Annotated in this window: 11 protein-coding genes; 4 read left to right on the top strand and 7 right to left on the bottom strand. The window is 62.0% G+C overall.

The window, feature by feature from the left end; genetic code table 11:
* Nucleotides 1-49: 49 nt before the first annotated feature.
* Nucleotides 50-1,246, bottom strand: a complete 1,197-nt coding sequence (locus ABGM93_RS03335) for a cysteine desulfurase family protein (RefSeq protein WP_321503482.1) — start codon at nt 1,244-1,246, stop codon at nt 50-52.
* Between the two features lie 378 nt (nt 1,247-1,624).
* Between ABGM93_RS03335 and ABGM93_RS03330 the strand changes: the two genes are divergently transcribed.
* The gene (locus tag ABGM93_RS03330; RefSeq protein WP_319773470.1) at nt 1,625-2,281 is read left to right on the top strand and encodes an alpha/beta hydrolase; all 657 of its coding nucleotides are present in this window, start codon (nt 1,625-1,627) and stop codon (nt 2,279-2,281) included.
* A gap of 324 nt (nt 2,282-2,605) precedes the next feature.
* On the opposite strand, the gene ABGM93_RS03325 is transcribed toward ABGM93_RS03330, so the two are convergent.
* From ABGM93_RS03325 to ABGM93_RS03300, 6 genes are all read right to left on the bottom strand, one after another.
* Complete coding sequence (locus ABGM93_RS03325; RefSeq protein ID WP_319773469.1) at nt 2,606-2,839, bottom strand: FeoC-like transcriptional regulator; 234 nt, start codon at nt 2,837-2,839, stop codon at nt 2,606-2,608.
* A 10-nt stretch (nt 2,840-2,849) separates the two neighbouring features.
* Nucleotides 2,850-5,171 carry a Fe(2+) transporter permease subunit FeoB gene (gene feoB / locus ABGM93_RS03320; protein WP_321503479.1) on the bottom strand — a complete coding sequence of 774 codons (2,322 nt, stop codon included), beginning with the start codon at nt 5,169-5,171 and terminating at the stop codon, nt 2,850-2,852.
* A 42-nt stretch (nt 5,172-5,213) separates the two neighbouring features.
* A complete protein-coding gene (locus ABGM93_RS03315; RefSeq protein ID WP_321503477.1) occupies nt 5,214-5,444 on the bottom strand; it encodes a FeoA family protein in 231 nt (76 codons plus the stop codon).
* Nucleotides 5,444-5,773 carry a FeoA family protein gene (locus ABGM93_RS03310; RefSeq protein WP_321503475.1) on the bottom strand — a complete coding sequence of 110 codons (330 nt, stop codon included), beginning with the start codon at nt 5,771-5,773 and terminating at the stop codon, nt 5,444-5,446. Before ABGM93_RS03310 ends, ABGM93_RS03315 begins: the two co-directional genes overlap by 1 nt.
* Nucleotides 5,774-6,065: 292 nt before the next feature.
* The gene (locus ABGM93_RS03305; RefSeq protein WP_321503473.1) at nt 6,066-6,452 is read right to left on the bottom strand and encodes an NADH:ubiquinone oxidoreductase subunit NDUFA12; all 387 of its coding nucleotides are present in this window, start codon (nt 6,450-6,452) and stop codon (nt 6,066-6,068) included.
* Between the two features lie 94 nt (nt 6,453-6,546).
* The gene (locus ABGM93_RS03300; RefSeq protein ID WP_321503471.1) at nt 6,547-7,449 is read right to left on the bottom strand and encodes a response regulator; all 903 of its coding nucleotides are present in this window, start codon (nt 7,447-7,449) and stop codon (nt 6,547-6,549) included.
* Nucleotides 7,450-8,313: 864 nt separating this feature from the next.
* Between ABGM93_RS03300 and ABGM93_RS03295 the strand changes: the two genes are divergently transcribed.
* From ABGM93_RS03295 to ABGM93_RS03285, 3 genes are all read left to right on the top strand, one after another.
* Complete coding sequence (locus ABGM93_RS03295; protein WP_321503469.1) at nt 8,314-12,048, top strand: vitamin B12-dependent ribonucleotide reductase; 3,735 nt, start codon at nt 8,314-8,316, stop codon at nt 12,046-12,048.
* A gap of 570 nt (nt 12,049-12,618) precedes the next feature.
* The gene (locus tag ABGM93_RS03290; protein WP_321503468.1) at nt 12,619-16,014 is read left to right on the top strand and encodes an AAA domain-containing protein; all 3,396 of its coding nucleotides are present in this window, start codon (nt 12,619-12,621) and stop codon (nt 16,012-16,014) included.
* Between the two features lie 268 nt (nt 16,015-16,282).
* Nucleotides 16,283-17,029 (top strand): TIGR02391 family protein, encoded by a 747-nt coding sequence (locus ABGM93_RS03285; protein WP_321503466.1) that lies wholly within the window; start codon nt 16,283-16,285, stop codon nt 17,027-17,029.
* The last annotated feature ends 16 nt before the right edge of the window (nt 17,030-17,045 follow it).

Below are 17,045 nucleotides of genomic sequence, written 5' to 3'. Positions count from 1 at the left end.
ACCTGAAATCGCCCGGCAAAACCGAAAGATTTCCCTCTGTTGGCGACCGTCAGGCCGCCTGACCGGACGAAGCCGGCTTCATTTTCTGAACGATCCCCTGCCAGAGATCCGCGAACCGCTCCACATCCTCGCGCGTCGTGGTCCATCCGAGGCTCACGCGCAGCGCCCCGCGCGACAGATCCCCTGCTACGCCCATGGCGTCCAGCACATGCGATGACGTGACCTTGCCCGACGAGCAGGCCGAACCGGACGACAGCGCCGCACCGGCAAGATCACAGGCAATCAGCGCGGTTTCCGCGACCATTCCCGGCACGGCGAAGCTGATCGTGTTGGCGAGACGCGGAACGTCGCGCGCAAAGATCACCGTGTGGCTGTTTATATGGGTCAGAGATTCTTCCAGCCAATCCCGAAGTTCTGCCAAATCGCGGTATTTTTCGCCATTTTCGGCCATAACCTGCAAGGCGGCCCCAAAGCCCGCGATCCCGGCGGTGTTTTCCGTGCCCGCGCGCTTGCGCATTTCCTGTCCCCCGCCGGTTACAAGCGGCGGGACGCGGAACGCCTCGCGGGCATAGACAAGCGCGCCAACGCCCTGCGGCCCGCCGATCTTGTGCGAGGACACGGTGAGCATGTCGCAACCCCAGGCCGTGATATCGACCGGTATGCGCCCCAGCGCCTGAACCGCATCCACATGGAACACGAAGCCCGGCTCCCGGCCCTCGGTCATCTCGCGAAGACTCGCGCCGATTTCGGCGACCGGCTGCAAGACGCCTGTCTCGTTGTTGGCCGCCATGACGGAGACAAACGGCAGGCCGCCCGCCTCAACCTCGGCCGCCACCAGCGCCTTCAACCTGTCCAGATCGACGATACCGTTGCCATCGACCGGCAAAACGGTGATGTCCTCAGGCGCAAAGCGACCACCGGCCATCACGCAGGCATGTTCCACTGACGAGATGAAGGCCCGCGTCGCGCGATGCTCCGCGCCACCGATGGTGAAGCGCGGCGACAGCGCCGTCACATTGGCTTCCGTGCCGCCGCTGGTGAAGATCGCATTGCGCGCCAATGCACCCGTTGCGGTTGCAAGGGCCCTGCGTGCGGATTCGATCCGCGCGCGCACCGCACGGCCCTCGCCATGAACGGAAGAGGCATTGCCCACCATGGTCAGCGCATCAACCATCGCCTCGCGCGCCTGCGGCAGCAGGGGCGTCGTCGCGTTATGGTCCAGATAGGTGCGCGAGCCTTTGCTCATGTGACGCAAACCGCCTGTTTTCGTTGTCCTGACTGCCCCCGATCGCCCTTTCCCGGGTCGATCCAGTGTGCATGAGACGCTGCCAGGAGCCTCTGGCGCGCGAGAGATTCGAACAATTGCGCTAATGATGCGCAATCGCCATGCAGAAATCCTTGAAATTCACAGCCGTCGTGACGATAACAGCACTGAACTTCAAAGGACGCGCAAGCTCGTTCGACCCGTCGCCCGTTCGACTCATTGGTGGACGCCTGCCTGTCTTTCGAACTATTCTAAAGAAGGTTTTAGGAAGACGCCTGTTCCAAGTCAAGGAACGGCGCCTGCAAAAAGCACCTCGAAACCCCGATATCCGCCGAAAGGCGAGAAGGACGATCCGAACTTATGCCTGAAGTCATCTTCAATGGCCCGGCCGGCCGCATCGAGGGCCGTTTTCACCCCGCCAAGGAGCGCACGGCGCCGATCGCGCTGATCCTGCATCTGCATCCGCAATTCGGCGGCACGATGAACAACCAGATCGTGTACCAGATGTACTACATGTTCGCGAAGCGCGGCTTCGCGGTGCTGCGCTTCAACTTCCGGGGCGTCGGCCGCAGCCAGGGCTCCTTCGACCATGGTCAGGGCGAATTGTCCGATGCGGCTTCCGCGCTGGACTGGGTGCAGAGCGTCCACCCGGATGCCCGCGCCTGCTGGATCGCCGGTGTCTCCTTCGGCTCGTGGATCGGCATGCAGCTCCTGATGCGCCGTCCCGAGGTGGAAGGCTTCATCTCGGTGGCCCCGCCCGCGAACCTGAACGATTTCTCGTTCCTTGCGCCCTGCCCCTCCTCCGGCCTGATCATCCACGGCGACAACGACAAGGTCGTGCCGACCAAGGACGTGCAGACGCTGGTGGACAAGCTCAAGACCCAGAAGGGCATCGTCATCGACCACCAGACCATCGAGGGAGCCAACCACTTCTTCGAAGGCCATATCGATGAGCTGATCCAGAACTGCGGCGACTATGTCGACCGCCGCCTTGCGGCCATCGAACCGGCCGAGTAGGTCGCATCGCACCGACGAAACAAGAGGCCCGCTCCCTGTGACGAGGAGCGGGCCTTTTTGATTCCCGAGGCTTGATGCTGTGAGACCTGAGCGTTGGGCCCATCCTTCGAGACGCCGTCTGCGACGGCTCCTCAGGATGACGTTATATGTGTGACTGGCAACCGAACGAAGCAATCAACACGCGCAGCGCCATCCTGAAGAGCCAACCCCACCCACAACGTCATCCTGAGGAGCGACCAAAGGGAGCGTCTCGAAGGATGGGCCGCACACGCGTATGCCTCGGCGGCGCGACCCTGCTCACGAGACAGCCCCTTCCGAACGCCTCTAATCCGCCACCCACTCATAGACGACGGCACTGGGGCAACTGGTGGCGCAGCAGCAGGACGCGCTGCCTGCGCAATGCTCGGGGCCGTGGCGCTTGACCTTGCCCTTGCGCTCCCACTGCTCCAGCATCGCTTCCACCGCGGAGGGGCTGGAGCCGCTTCTGAGCGCCAGCACGTCCAGCGACAGCTTGCGTTCCGCCCGCAGCGCATCGCGCAATTCTCTCAATCCGCTCATCTGCCCTCTCCTATTCCGCTGCCAGCGGGACCGGCTTCGCGATCCTCGCCCCGCCCCTTTGGCGCATCATCGCGATAACGACGGCGAAGGCGGCGAAAACCCCGGCGATCCATGCCCCCGAAACCAGCGGTGTCTGCGAGAATTGGCCGACCTGATAGGCGACCACCGCCGCGCCATAGGCGAGCCCCATGGTCCAGCCCGAGGCAAACAGCGTCCAGCGCCCGCCCACCTCGCGGTAGATCGCGCCCATCGCCGCCGTGCACGGCATGTAGAGAAGCGTGAACAGCAGATAGGCAAACGCGCCCGAAATCCCGACGAACCGCGCCTGCATCTGACCGAAGGTGCCAGCCTGCACGTCCTGTTCTTCCGCCGCATGATCGATGGAGGCGACATCGCCGACGCTGAGGCCCAGCGGATCGGTCACCGTATCGGCCAGCGCCAGCAGGTTTGCCGGAATGGTGGCAAACGCTTCGCCAAGGCCATCCGTCACGATACCGAGCGCGCCTCTGTCGTCGGCAGCCTCTTCCTCTTCGCCCGTGCTCGCCAGCGCGCCGTAAAGCGAATCCAGTGTGCCGACCACCGCTTCCTTGGCGAGAATGCCGGAGACGATACCCACAACGGCTGGCCAGTTGTCTTCATTGAGCCCCATTGGCTTGAAGAGCGGCACCACCGCACGGCTGGTCGCTGCCAGCACCGACTGGTCCGGCTCCACCTCATCGAAGGAGCCATCCGTTCCAACGAGGTTCAGCACAGAAAGCACCGCCACCATGACGACGATGACCTTGCCGGCCCCGACGATGAAGGCACGCAGACGCTCCCAGCTGTGGATCGCCACATTGCGGAAGATCGGCATGTGGTAGGGCGGCAATTCCATGACCAGCGGCGATGTCTCGCCACGCAGCAGCGTGGAGCGCAGCAGATAGCCCGTGCCGACCGCCGCCGCGATGCCAATGAGATAGAGGCCGAAGACAATGTTCTGCCCGCTTGAGGGGAAGAAGGCCGCCGCAAACAGCGCATAGACCGGAAGCCGCGCGCCGCAGGACATGAAAGGCGCCATCATGACGGCGGCCTTGCGGTCGTTTTCATTGTCGAGTGTGCGCGTCGCCATGATGGCAGGCACATTGCAGCCAAAGCCGACAATCAGCGGCACAAAGGCCTTGCCCGGCAGACCGGCGGAGCGCATGAAGCGGTCCATGACGAAGGCCGCACGCGCCATATAGCCGGAATCTTCCAGCAAAGACAGGAAGATATAGAGAAATCCTATGACAGGGATAAAGGTCGCAACCGTCTGGATGCCGCCGCCGATCCCGTCCGCCACCACAACGACCACCCAGCTCGGCAGCCCCATGGAGCGCAGCACATGGCCCAGCCCGTCCACCATCACGGCCCCGACGCCAATATCGAAGAAATCGATGAAGGCGCTGCCCAGATTGATGGTCCACATGAACATCAGATACATGAGGCCGAGAAAGATCGGGATGCCCAGGAACCGGTGCAGCACGATCCGGTCGATGCGATCCGTCAGCGTGCGCGAGGCCTCGCGCGGACGGGTGACAGCGGCCTGCACGGCCTCAGCGGCAAAGCGGTAGCGACGATCGGCCAGCAGGATATCGAGATCCTCACCCGCCTCCTCTTCCACCGCTGCCGTGGTTTCCCGCACTTCCATGGCGAGCTCCGGCGGCAGAGCCGAAATCCGGCGCTCGTCTCCGTCCAGCATTTGCAGAACCTGCCAGCGCGCATCGAGCCGACTTTCCGGCAGGCGGGCGGAAATGGCATCCAGCGCCCGTTCCACAACAGGATCGAACCTCGGTGAAGCTTCGGGCAGCGCCCGCGCGTCTGCGGCCTGAGCCATCGTGCGCTTCAAGGCGTCCACGCCTTCGCCCCGGCTCGCCACCACGGGCACAACCGGGCATCCGAGCCGCGCCTGAAGGGCGGCCACATCGATTTCCACCCCGTTCTGGCGCGCGATGTCCATCATGTTGAGGACGATCAGCATCGGCACCCGCATCTCAAGAAGCTGCGTGGTGAGATAGAGATGGCGCTCCAGATTGGAGGCATCGACGATATTGACCAGGAGGTCCGCCTCGCCGGAGACGGCATAGTCGAGCGCAATGCGCTCATCGATGGATGTCTCTGCAGGCCCCAGCGAATAGGTACCCGGCAGATCGACCACGGTTATCGCCGCATCCGCCAGCTTGAAGGTGCCGGTCTTGCGCTCAACGGTCACGCCCGGCCAGTTTCCCACGCGCTGGCGCGATCCGGTCAGGGCGTTGAAAAGCGTCGTCTTCCCGCAATTGGGATTACCGACGACGGCGACAGTCAGATTGTTCATTCCACGGCCTTCCTGCAGCCTAGCCACGGCTGCGCCCTTCGTTCACGCCATCTCGATGGCAACGATACGGGCCTCGTCCTTGCGCACGGAAAGCGCCGTGCCTCTCAAATCGATTTCGATCGGGTCGCCCAGCGGCGCCTTGCGCACCACCTTCACAATGGTGCCCGGCGTCAGCCCCATCGAAAGGAGCTTGCGGCGATAGGAGCTGGTGCGATCCGTGTAACCGGTCACCTTGCCGCTCTCACCCACCTTGAGTTCATCCAGCCGCGTCATCACCCTTCCTTGGCCTCCACGACCATGATCTTGTGGGCAAGCCCCATGCTCACCCCGACCCGCGTTCCACGAAGCGCGACGATCAACGGACCGCCCGCCTCAGCGCTGACAACCGCAAGCGCGACGCCCACCGTCAGCCCCATATCGCCCAGCTTGCGCTGGCTATTGCGCCCGCACGCATAGGAGACAAGACGCAAAGGATGCCCCGGCACCGCCATGGTCAGCGGGAACCCGCCGCCCCTTGCCGGACGCGCAGATGCCGCATCCCCTGAAGCTGCGGGAGTGTCATCAGTATCGGGAGCTGGGGATCGGGAAACGCCGACGACCATGGTCAGGCATCCTGGAGGAACGGATTGCGAGAAGTACTGTAGTTTCTTTAACGCTATATTCTTGAGGATCAATATCAACTTTACAAAATGACGCAGGCCGCAAGCCGCGCATATCCTGGATTGCGGATCCCGGACACGGCCTGCAGCCAAACCGATAAGCGCCCCGCGGAATCAAGAAGCCCCCGGGGATCCCGAGGGCTTGAAACGATTGTCGCGCTCAGTCTTGCGCAGGGATCTGTCTTCCATAGCGTTAAAAGCGTCGTGGCTTACGAGCACTTTTCAAAGCGATACATCAGCCCTCGGGCGACCAGGCATCGTAGTCGCCGCTCACCTGCGGACGCGATTCTGGCGTCAGGATGGAACCATGCGGCCGATAGGCCCGCGCGGTGCCCGTCAGGTTCGGCTGATGCGGCTGCTGCCAGGACTTCGGCTGATAGTTGTCTTCCGTGGGCGGCGTGTCGACACGGTGGTGCATCCAGCCATTCCAGCCCGCCGGCACCATGCTCGGCTCCGCCACACCATTATAGATGACCCAGCGCCGTGCGTTATCGCGGGTGCGATAATACTTGTTGCCGAACTCGTCCTCGCCCACGAACTGACCCTTGCGCCAGGTGAAGAAGCGCGTGCCGAGCGTCTGCCCGTTCCACCAGGTGAAGATCTGAAGCAGAAACGTTTTCATCGCCTATCCCATATGTCTTGAGATTTGCGCGGACTATGACGCGCCGGAACGTTCGTGTCCAGTCAAAGACGGAGATCGTGCCAAAGACGCAGGCTCACCGGCTGGGAGAACGCCTTACAGGTCCGGCGCTGCCCTGCGGCCGGTTGCCGGAGGGCTTGCCCCCGGTTGGCTTGCCGCCCTCGCCCTTGGCTTGTGGCGCCTTTGGCTTCTCCGCCGCCGCCTTTAGCGCAGCATCCGTTTCCGCGCGTATCGCGGCAGCGGCGCGGAATGCGCCGGACGCAGGCTTGACCAGATCGCCCATGCCGCGCGACGACTTGCGCTCCTCCAGGACCAGCGGCTCTTCCGCCGGCGTCTGCGTGGTCTTGTTCGGCGCCACCGACTTGGCCCGATAGGTCTTGCTCTCACCGCCCAGACTGCGGGCATGGTGAAGACGCGCATTGTCAAGCGCCTGGCGCCGCTCATTCTGAACCGCCAAGGCCGCCGCGACGCCATCGATGACGAAGAAATCCTGCCCCGGATCCAGACAGAACTTTCGCTCGTCGCGCGCGATCCATTCGATGCGCTGGTGCAACGCGTTGGGCGCGAGCGGCTTGGCCAGCACGTGATGTGCCCCCGCCTTCAGCGCCTTTTCCACCAAAGGCCGCGTCGTGTGCGCCGTGATCATCAGAACCGGCACGAAACACAAGGGCGCCATCTGACGGTGGCGAATCGATCTCAGAAGCTGATAGCCGGTCACCGGTTCCATGCGCCAATCTGTGATGATCAGATTGGGCGGCTCGGTCAGCATCGCCTGCAAGGCTTTTTCAGCCGTATCGAAGGTGCGCACGCGCGCAACCCGCATCGCCAGGAGAACAGAGCGGATGATCGTCTGCATCTGCTTGGAATCATCGACGACCACAATATCGAGCGCGCTGAGTGGCAGCTTGTAGGCTGCGCTGTGGCGCATGATCTTCTTTTTTGCGACTTCGCCTGACATCATCCCAAACGGCTCGTTCATCGCCCGCCACTCCCCGTTCACGCGCGGAGGCCAGCTTCACGGGTTTTCCCGGACCGCGTCTTCGCGAGGAAGAACACGTCGCCATGCGGGAAAACCCTTCAAGGCATGGCGTTGCGGCGACTATGCTCGCAGGAGAGTTAAGCCTTGCTCAAGAATCGCTGCAAATTTTCAATCGGAACGTTTATTCGAATAACGGGCCGGAGAAAATATTCCGCTGGGATTTCCGACCATTTCCCTCGTCCTTTCTGCGGATTACGACCGCCATTTCAGGCGATCACGCAACGGCAACTGGATATGCACAGGACTACGCGCTAACCACAGCATATGGGAGCGTCAAATGCGCACCCTACGTTCAAGGCGTCTTTCAACGTCGCACCCTCCGGGTTTGATTATTCGAGGCTTTTCGCTCTCTCCCCAACTTTCACAGGCTTTGCACAACATTTAGACGGCGCCGTTTACCCACATACAACTGCTTGACGCTTCCCGACGAGTCGGACTAGCTTTTGGCCATGTCGCCGATGGGCGGCGGGGATGGCTCCAGCGGCCTGCGTACTCCTCTTTTTCGGTCCAGTTGAACCCTGCTCTGCGCAGTCCGCGCAGGCTGGTTTTTTGCGCGCCGAATTCATCGAAGAGGCGTGACTTGGGGTGCAAGAGGCACTATATTTAGTGTCTATCCTATACCATCCATACAAGATGTCTTGACGTGAAATGATTTTCGCGGAACAGGATGTCACCAACAGGCCAGGTGTCCTTGAGAGCTCGGGAGTGGTGCGGCTGCCCCCGGGATGCGGATAAATATTGCTTTTGCCGACGCGGCGTCGGCACAGAGCTCACGTCGACAGAGTGTCGACACGGGGGTCAAGAATGCGCATCGAACGGCGATACACGAGCGAGGGCCAGTCGCCCTATGCAGCGATCGAGTTTCGCACCACCACGAGCGAGATCCGGAATCCGGACGGCTCCATCGTGTTCCAACTGAAGGACATTGCGGTTCCCTCGCAATTCTCTCAGGTCGCAAGCGACATTCTGGCCCAGAAGTACTTCCGCAAGGCCGGCGTCCCGGCACGTCTGAAGCGCGTGGAGGAGAACTCGATTCCCTCCTGGCTGTGGCGCTCCGTGCCCGATGAAGACGCTCTGGCCGAGCTTGACGAAGACGCGCGCTTTGGTTCGGAAATGGATGCCCGTCAGGTCTTCGACCGTCTGGCCGGCACCTGGACCTACTGGGGTTGGAAGGGCGGCTATTTCGACAGCGAGGCCGACGCGCAGGCCTTCTTCGACGAGCTGCGCTTCATGCTGGCGACGCAGAAGGTGGCGCCGAACTCTCCGCAGTGGTTCAACACCGGCCTGCACTGGGCCTACGGCATCGACGGCCCCGGCCAGGGCCACTCCTATGTCGATCCGGAAACCGGCAAGCTGGTCAAGTCCAAGTCGGCCTACGAGCACCCCCAGCCGCATGCCTGCTTCATCCAGTCCGTGGACGACGATCTCGTCAACGAAAACGGCATCATGGACCTGTGGGTGCGTGAGGCGCGCCTGTTCAAATACGGCTCCGGCACGGGCTCCAACTTCTCCCGCCTGCGCGGTGAAGGCGAGCGCCTGTCGGGCGGCGGCAAGTCCTCCGGCCTGATGTCCTTCCTCAAGATCGGCGACCGCGCCGCGGGCGCGATCAAATCCGGCGGCACCACGCGCCGCGCGGCCAAGATGGTCGTGGTCGACATCGACCACCCCGATATCGAGGCCTACATCAACTGGAAGGTGAACGAGGAAGAGAAGGTCGCGGCGCTGGTGACCGGCTCCAAGACCGTCTCCAAGCACCTGAAGCAGATCATGAAGGCCTGCGTGAACTGCCAGGGCACGGATGGCGACTGCTTCGACGCCAACAAGAACCCTGCCCTGAAGCGTGAGGTGCGCGCGGCCAAGAAGGCGCTGGTTCCCGAGAACTACATCAAGCGCGTGATCCAGTTCGCCAAGCAGGGCTATCACGACATCGAGTTCAAGACCTACGACACTGACTGGGATTCGGAAGCCTATCTCACCGTGTCCGGCCAGAACTCCAACAACTCCGTCTCCGTGCATGACGAGTTCCTCCGCGCCGTGGAAGCCGATGGCGACTGGAACCTGATCCGCCGCATCGACGGCAAGGTCCACAAGACCCTCAAGGCACGCGAATTGTGGGACCAGATCGGTTACGCCGCCTGGGCCTCGGCCGATCCGGGCCTGCACTTCAACACGACCATGAACGACTGGCACACCTGCCCGGCGGGCGGGCGCATCAACGCGTCCAACCCCTGCTCGGAATACATGTTCCTGGACGACACGGCCTGCAACCTCGCCTCGCTGAACCTGCTCCAGTTCATGGATGCCGGCACCAAGCGCATGGAGATCGAGAATTACGAGCACGCCGTCCGCCTGTGGACCGTCGTTCTCGAAATCTCCGTGATGATGGCGCAGTTCCCGTCCAAGCAGATCGCCAAGCAGTCCTACGAGTACCGCACGCTGGGCCTCGGCTACGCCAATATCGGCGGCCTGCTGATGACCATGGGCATTCCCTATGACAGCGACGAGGGCCGCGCGCTGTGCGGGGCGCTGACCTCCATCATGACCGGCGTGTGCTACGCGACCTCGGCTGAAATGGCGAAGGAGCTTGGCCCCTTCCCGAAATATGAGCCGAACCGCGACAGCATGCTGCGCGTCATGCGCAACCATCGCCGTGCCGCCCTTGGCGAAGCGCAAGGGTATGAGGGCCTCGCGGTCAACCCCGTTCCGCTCAACCACGCCGAGTGCACCGACAAGCAGCTGATCGAACGTGCCAAGCTTGCCTGGGAGCGCGCCGTCACCCTGGGTGAGGAACACGGCTACCGCAACGCCCAGACGACCGTCATCGCGCCGACCGGCACGATCGGCCTCGTCATGGACTGCGACACCACCGGCATCGAGCCCGACTTCGCGCTGGTGAAGTTCAAGAAGCTGGCCGGTGGCGGCTACTTCAAGATCATCAACCGCGCCGTGCCGGAAGCCCTGCGTACGCTCGGCTACAGCGAGGCCCAGATCGCCGAGATCGAGGCCTATGCGGTGGGTCACGGCAATCTCTCGCAGGCACCGGGCGTCAACCCGGGCTCGCTGATGTCCAAGGGCTTCACCGACGAGAAGATCGCCGCGCTGAACGCGGGTCTGAAATCGGCCTTCGACATCAAGTTCGCCTTCAACCAGTGGACGCTTGGTGCGGATTTCTGCACGGACGTTCTGGGCGTGAGCGCGGAGCAGCTTGCCGATCACGAATTCGATCTGCTGGCCCATCTGGGCTTCTCCAAAAAGGAGATCGAGGCCGCCAACATCCACGTTTGCGGCGCGATGACGCTGGAAGGCGCCCCGCACCTGAAGGACGAGCACCTGCCCGTCTTCGACTGCGCCAACCCGTGCGGCAAGATCGGCAAGCGCTTCCTGTCGGTGGAAAGCCACATCCGCATGATGGCCGCGGCCCAGCCCTTCATTTCCGGTGCGATCTCCAAGACGATCAACATGCCGAATGACGCCACCGTGGAGGACTGCAAGGAAGCCTACATGCTGTCCTGGCGTCTGGCGCTGAAGGCCAACGCGCTCTACCGCGACGGTTCCAAGCTTTCCCAGCCGCTCAACGCCTCGCTCATCTCCGATGACGACGACGAAGAGGACGCGGTGGAAGAGCTCACCACCCTGCCCGTCTCCGCGCAGGCCGCGAAGGTTGCGGAAAAGATCGTGGAGCGCATCGTCTACGAGCGCGAGCGCGAACGCGAGAAGCTCCCCGGTCGCCGCAAGGGCTACACCCAGAAGGCGGTCGTGGGCGGTCACAAGGTCTACCTGCGCACCGGCGAATATGACGACGGTCGCCTCGGCGAGATCTTCATCGACATGCACAAGGAAGGCGCTGCCTTCCGCGCAATGATGAACAACTTCGCCATCGCGATCTCGCTCGGCCTGCAATACGGCGTACCGCTTGAGGAATATGTCGAGGCCTTCACCTTCACCCGGTTCGAGCCGGCGGGCATGGTTCAGGGCAACGAGGCGATCAAGAACGCGACCTCGATCCTCGACTATGTCTTCCGCGAGCTGGCGGTGTCCTATCTGGGCCGCAACGACCTGGCCCATGTGAACCCGGACACCATCGGCAACACCGTGATGGGTGGCGGCGAAAAGGAAGGCAACCCGGGCGAGATGATCGTCTCCAAGGGCCTGGTGCGCGGCCATACCGAGCGCTTCCGCCTGATCGGCGGCACGGGCGAGCCTGCGGGCGCGGCCAAGCAGAGCCCGGCCAAGTCGGGTGCGGCCCCGGTGACCTCGATTTCGAGCGGTGGCGCGGCCACGGCCTTCAAGCGCGATATCGACGCCGAGCCCGCCCCGGACGCCACGCCGGGTACGCTCACGCAGGCTGAGGCCGAGGCAGAGGAAGCCCCGAAGACGGCCGTTCACGCCGCACAGGCCTCCGTTGCCCGCCAGGTCGCCCAGGCCCGCATGAAGGGCTACGAGGGCGAGGCTTGCTCCGAGTGCGGCAACTTCACGATGGTGCGCAACGGCACCTGCCTGAAGTGCGACACCTGCGGCGGCACCAGCGGCTGCTCGTGAGGGGTAAGGCCGGACATATTGTCTGAGATAGCAAAGGATGGCCTGAGAGAAGCAAAGTCCGCCTCAATGAGCGCAACAGAGTGCCTCGGTGAGGAAACTTGAGAAATCAGGCACATTCTTCCAGCCAAATGAAAACCCGCCGGTCGGATCCGATCGGCGGGTTTTCATGTTTTGGGCCAATCGTTCGTGCTGATTTTCCTTCCTGGGGTTGCTGACCCACGGAAAGCCAGAATGGGTCCGGATGCGGACTGACCCGTTTTGCTCGCTATCAGGACAAAGCTGACATTGGCTTGCGCGCTGTGCTTATTCAATTCTGGCCCGGAGCGGACCTTGGTAATAGTCGCAATCGCTGCAGCACAGCGTTCCGCAACCAGACATCGTTATCTCGTTGACTTGGCGCCTGAACTTCTTAGGGGTAGTTTTGGGCAGATACGGTGCGGAGCCGTGGTTCGCCGGACAAACCGGCACTTGTGCTCCTTTTATCAAAAAGCCTACTAACGGGGAAACCAGTTGGCGAGCTACGGCGCTTGCTCAGTTTTTGATCCGCAATGATTCCAAGGCGTGCACTTCATGTCCACATCACTTTCCAACGTCCTTCGATATTGGCGGACATCACTGGCAGATGGTGCACTTGGCGAAGGAGCGTTTCGGGCGGCGGATCGAAAACGCTTCATTGAGCTTCCGAATGACGCGCTCAAGACAGGCCGGCTGTCAAAGCAGCTGGTTCAGAGGCTGTTCCGTGGAAAGGATGAGGTCGGGAGCGTCTCGGTTCGTTTCTGGCCCTTGGTGACCGCCCGAAGGGCCTCGCACGCTGCGTCGCGCGCCGATGGCATGCCGGAGATAGTCGCCCCGGTTGTCACCGAGGGCTTCGCAGATCGGGCGGGAAGAATCGTACCGACGCGCAATACCATAGCACGCGATCTGCTGAGACCGTTGCCCCGCGGTGCCTTTGCCCTTGGATCGGTAGAGGCGCTTGACGAATTCCTGACGACGACCCCCCTGCCGGAAATGACGCCTGCAAACGGCTGGCAGGACTACCGCCAGCATTGCCGCCAGATGGTCGACGCTCTGTCGCCGGGCTGGCCTTCGGACGATACTGAATATGTGCCGACTGGGAGTGGCTTCATTGAAGTGTCTGAAGGTGCAGATGCAACGGTGCGCGGAATGCTTGATCTGTACGACAGTCTGCTGGCCAACGAACCAGACACACCGCTTCTGCGCCAAATTGCCCTGCCTCGCTTATCAGATGGAGCGCCGGATTGTCTTATCGAGCAGGAATTTGCCCGGCGCCTTGGACATTCGAATCCACATTTCCCGCTGGCCGAGCACCAACGGCAAGTCTTGGCATGGCTCGATGCCGCGAAACCTGGCGAGGTGATCGCGGTGAACGGCCCGCCGGGGACCGGCAAGACAACCATGCTGCTTTCGGCTGTAGCCGGGCTCTGGGTGAAAGCCGCGCTCGACGGAGGTGACCCTCCGATAATCGTGGCAGCGTCATCGAATAATCAGGCGGTTACCAACATCATCGACGCCTTCGGCAAGGATTTTGCGGCGGGCGAAGGTGCGTTTGCCGCGCGCTGGTTGCCGGACATCAGGAGCTTCGGGATGTTCCTGCCGTCGCATTCCCGGCGTATCGAGGCCGCGCAGCGCTATCAGACGGAGGCCTTTCAGGCGGAATGCGAGTCCGTAGCCTACGTCGAACGCGCGAGGGCCGCTTGGCTGGAGGCGGCGGGAAAGGCCTTCCCATATTCTGAGGGGAAAGACGTCGCCTGGTTTGTCGCAAAGCTAAGGGATCGATTGACCGAAGGAGTCACTAAACTCCGCGACCTCGATACGGCATTGGAACGTTGCAGATCCTGCGCTGCCGCCCTTTTGGCGGAACTCGGCGAAGATCCGGACGCAGAGCAAGCCCGACGCGCAAATACAGTCCATGCCGGCCGCAAAGAGGCCGATCGACTGGCGGCCGCGCACATGGCTCTCACCCATTATCTCGCCTCAGAGTCCTGGCTCACCGGCATGTTCGGGTTCTTGCCTTCGATCAAGCGCAAGCGCGTGTTGAGGGCACGACTTGCCATCGGAGAGGATCTGGACGAGGTCCAGCACGTGACCTGTGTCGAGGATATCGAAACGCGCGTCATGGATGCTCTGACAGACCGAAAGCGGGCCCTTTCTATCGCTGAACAGAGCCTGTCTCGCGCCGAAAGCCTGAAGGAACAGGTCAGGGTCAGCGAATTGGCGTGGCGCAAGGCCGCGGAGAGCTTCGGAGATCCGGAGAATCTGGGCGAGCTGGAACGGCGCGCGGACACCGGGACACGTTTCGACCTCTTCTTGCTCGCCACCCACTATTGGGAAGGTCGGTGGCTCATGGCGATGGAGGCAGATCTGGCGACCATTGCCGCTTCGCATGAAAAGACCGGGCGAAAAGCTGTTGAGCCGCGCTGGAAGCGGCGGATGATGCTGACCCCCTGCGCCGTGGCCACCTTTGCCAGCTTGCCGCGGAAACTATCCGTTATTCGCAAGCAAAACGGTAAGTTTGCGAGCGACAGCCTGTACAACTTCATCGACCTGCTGATCGTCGACGAGGCCGGACAGGTCTTGCCCGAGGTTGCGGGCGCTTCTTTCGCCCTGGCCAAGCGTGCGCTGGTCATCGGCGACACGCAGCAGATCGAACCGATCTCAGCCGTGCCCGGCCCCGTCGATATCGGCAATCTGAAAGACAGCGGATTGATCGACGGTGAGGAGGTGCCGGACGAGGTCAACACCAGCGGTATCCGGTCGCCCCGGGGCAGCGCCATGCGCCTCGCGCAACAGGCCTGCAAGATCTCCCCTTGGCCCGAGCTGGAACGCGGGCTCTACCTCTTCGAACATCGCCGCTGCCATGACGAGATCATCGGGTTCAGCAATGCGCTGTGTTACAAAGGCAAACTGCGCCCGATGCGCGGCCGGTCACCGGCGGACGCCCCGCTTCCTGCGCTTGGCTATTTGCATGTCGAAGGTCGTGCCTTCACGAGTGGCGGAAGCCGCGCCAACCCTGTCGAGGCCCGCACCATCGCCGCGTGGCTTGAGGACAGCCGTGCCTTGCTCGAAGGCCGCTACGGTCGCCCTCTGGAGCAGATTGTCGGGGTTGTTACCCCTTTTGGCCAGCAAGTGCGCGCAATCCGTGACGCCTGCACCGCGCGTGGCATCACCGTGTCCGGCCGCGCCGGCATGACTATCGGCACCGTGCACGCGTTGCAGGGTGCTGAACGGCCCGTGGTGATCTTCTCACCGGTTTACTCCAAGCACGCTGATGGCGGTTTCATCGACGCTTCGCCCAGCATGTTGAACGTGACCGTATCGCGTGCCAAGGACAGCTGTCTCGTATTCGGCGACATGGATGTCCTCGCCACGGCCCGCAGCGGTTCCCCCCGCGCATTGCTGTCCGAATTCTTGGAGGCCAAGGGCAAGGCGTTGGATTTTGCCATGGAACCCCGCGAAGACCTGAAACGGGGCGAGGCAAGGTTCGAAATACTCCAGCAGGCTGCCGAGCACGACGCGTTCTTGCTGGATGCACTGAGAGGCGAAGGTCGTAGATACATGATCGTCAGCCCTTGGGTCGTTGCCGGAACGATCGAGCGGACCGGCTTGCTGGACGCGATGGCTACGGCATGCCAGCGTGGGGCAAAAATCGAGGTCTTTGCCGACCCATTGCTGAATACCGGCCCTGCAGCGGGAGGGGACAGCCAGATGGAAGCTGTTGAGCGCAGGCTTTCAGAAATTGGCGTCGAGATGCACAGGGTCCCTAAACTGCACAGCAAGATCGTGACCGTCGACAAAGATCTTCTCTGTGCTGGATCGTTCAACTGGCTCAGCGCGGATCGCAATGGACAATATGCCCGGCACGAAACTTCTTTTGTCTACAGCGGCGCTCACCTCGAAGATGAAAACAAGCTCATCCGTGAAGGCCTTATAAAAAGGGAGAAATAGAATTCGGACCGAAGCGGACACTCCCTGAACCAGACCAATACGTCGGATTTTTTTGTTTTGGCAGGTGGTGTAAACAGCAGTCTCGAGAACTGAATGATGAGGCCTCAGTTATAGCAACCGCGAATTCGATTAGCCACCGTAGATCCTCCATATCTCCTTATAGTACCGCCGCGACCTGAAACGGAGCCATCCTTTTGGAATGGATCTCCATGGGAGAGGACAGAAATTCCCCATTCGATAAGATGAATTTTAGGATAGTAATGGCGGCATGAAGGAACTCCATGCCGCGATCCCCGATTCTGCCGCCGTTCTTGCCCTCGAACCAGAGGAGCTTGCGGCCAAGCTCCTCTTCCTGATGCGTCAGAGGTTCGAGAAGCAGCCAGATCAACTTCAACCTACTGACTTCATCACCGAGATGATGACCGAACCCACCCCTGAGGAGGGCGGAGAAGGCTATCCCCGAGATGTTCGGGTCCAGATCGGCTACGCGTTGACCGAAGCCTTTTCTTGGCTGGAGGCGCAGGGCCTCCTCATTCCGTGGCCTGGCGAATACCGTTCGGAAGGGCGTATGCTCAGTCGACGGGCGCAAAGGATCGAGACGGAGGAGGATTTCCGGCAGTTCGAAATGGCGAGGCGCCTGAACCGAGACTTGCTTCACCCAACGATCGCCCAAGAAGTTTGGCTTTCTTTCGTCCGCGGCCGCTTCGCGGCTGCCGTTTTCGAGGCCATGCGCGCCGTAGAAATTGCCGTGCGCGAAGCTGCTGGTTTTCCAGAGGGAGATCACGGCGTGCCGATGATCCGCCGGGCGTTCCACAAGGATAACGGACCTCTGCGGGACCCAGGGCAGGAGGAGGCCGAGCGGGAGGCGCTCGCGCATCTCTTCGCTGGCGCCATCGGTTCCTACAAGAACCCTCACTCGCACCGTAACGTCGCCTTCGAGGATGCCGGCGAAGCGATCGAGATCGTAACGCTTGCCAGCCACCTGCTGCGTATCGTGGACGCGCGGCGCCCATAACATACAGAAAGGAAGG

The sequence above is a fragment of the Breoghania sp. genome, from assembly GCF_963674635.1.
Taxonomy (GTDB): Bacteria; Pseudomonadota; Alphaproteobacteria; order Rhizobiales; family Stappiaceae; genus Breoghania.
The sequence above is the reverse complement of the archived record's forward strand: the minus strand, read 5'-3'. Positions and strand labels throughout refer to the sequence as shown.

What these genes read in the sequence shown, in the direction of transcription:
- ABGM93_RS03335 (WP_321503482.1), bottom strand. Translation starts at nt 1,246, where the DNA reads ATGAGCAAAGGCTCGCGCACCTATCTGGACCATAACGCGACGACGCCC.
- ABGM93_RS03330 (WP_319773470.1), top strand. Translation starts at nt 1,625, where the DNA reads ATGCCTGAAGTCATCTTCAATGGCCCGGCCGGCCGCATCGAGGGCCGT.
- ABGM93_RS03325 (WP_319773469.1), bottom strand. Translation starts at nt 2,839, where the DNA reads ATGAGCGGATTGAGAGAATTGCGCGATGCGCTGCGGGCGGAACGCAAG.
- feoB (WP_321503479.1), bottom strand. Translation starts at nt 5,171, where the DNA reads ATGAACAATCTGACTGTCGCCGTCGTCGGTAATCCCAATTGCGGGAAG.
- ABGM93_RS03315 (WP_321503477.1), bottom strand. Translation starts at nt 5,444, where the DNA reads ATGACGCGGCTGGATGAACTCAAGGTGGGTGAGAGCGGCAAGGTGACC.
- ABGM93_RS03310 (WP_321503475.1), bottom strand. Translation starts at nt 5,773, where the DNA reads ATGGTCGTCGGCGTTTCCCGATCCCCAGCTCCCGATACTGATGACACT.
- ABGM93_RS03305 (WP_321503473.1), bottom strand. Translation starts at nt 6,452, where the DNA reads ATGAAAACGTTTCTGCTTCAGATCTTCACCTGGTGGAACGGGCAGACG.
- ABGM93_RS03300 (WP_321503471.1), bottom strand. Translation starts at nt 7,449, where the DNA reads ATGAACGAGCCGTTTGGGATGATGTCAGGCGAAGTCGCAAAAAAGAAG.
- ABGM93_RS03295 (WP_321503469.1), top strand. Translation starts at nt 8,314, where the DNA reads ATGCGCATCGAACGGCGATACACGAGCGAGGGCCAGTCGCCCTATGCA.
- ABGM93_RS03290 (WP_321503468.1), top strand. Translation starts at nt 12,619, where the DNA reads ATGTCCACATCACTTTCCAACGTCCTTCGATATTGGCGGACATCACTG.
- ABGM93_RS03285 (WP_321503466.1), top strand. Translation starts at nt 16,283, where the DNA reads ATGAAGGAACTCCATGCCGCGATCCCCGATTCTGCCGCCGTTCTTGCC.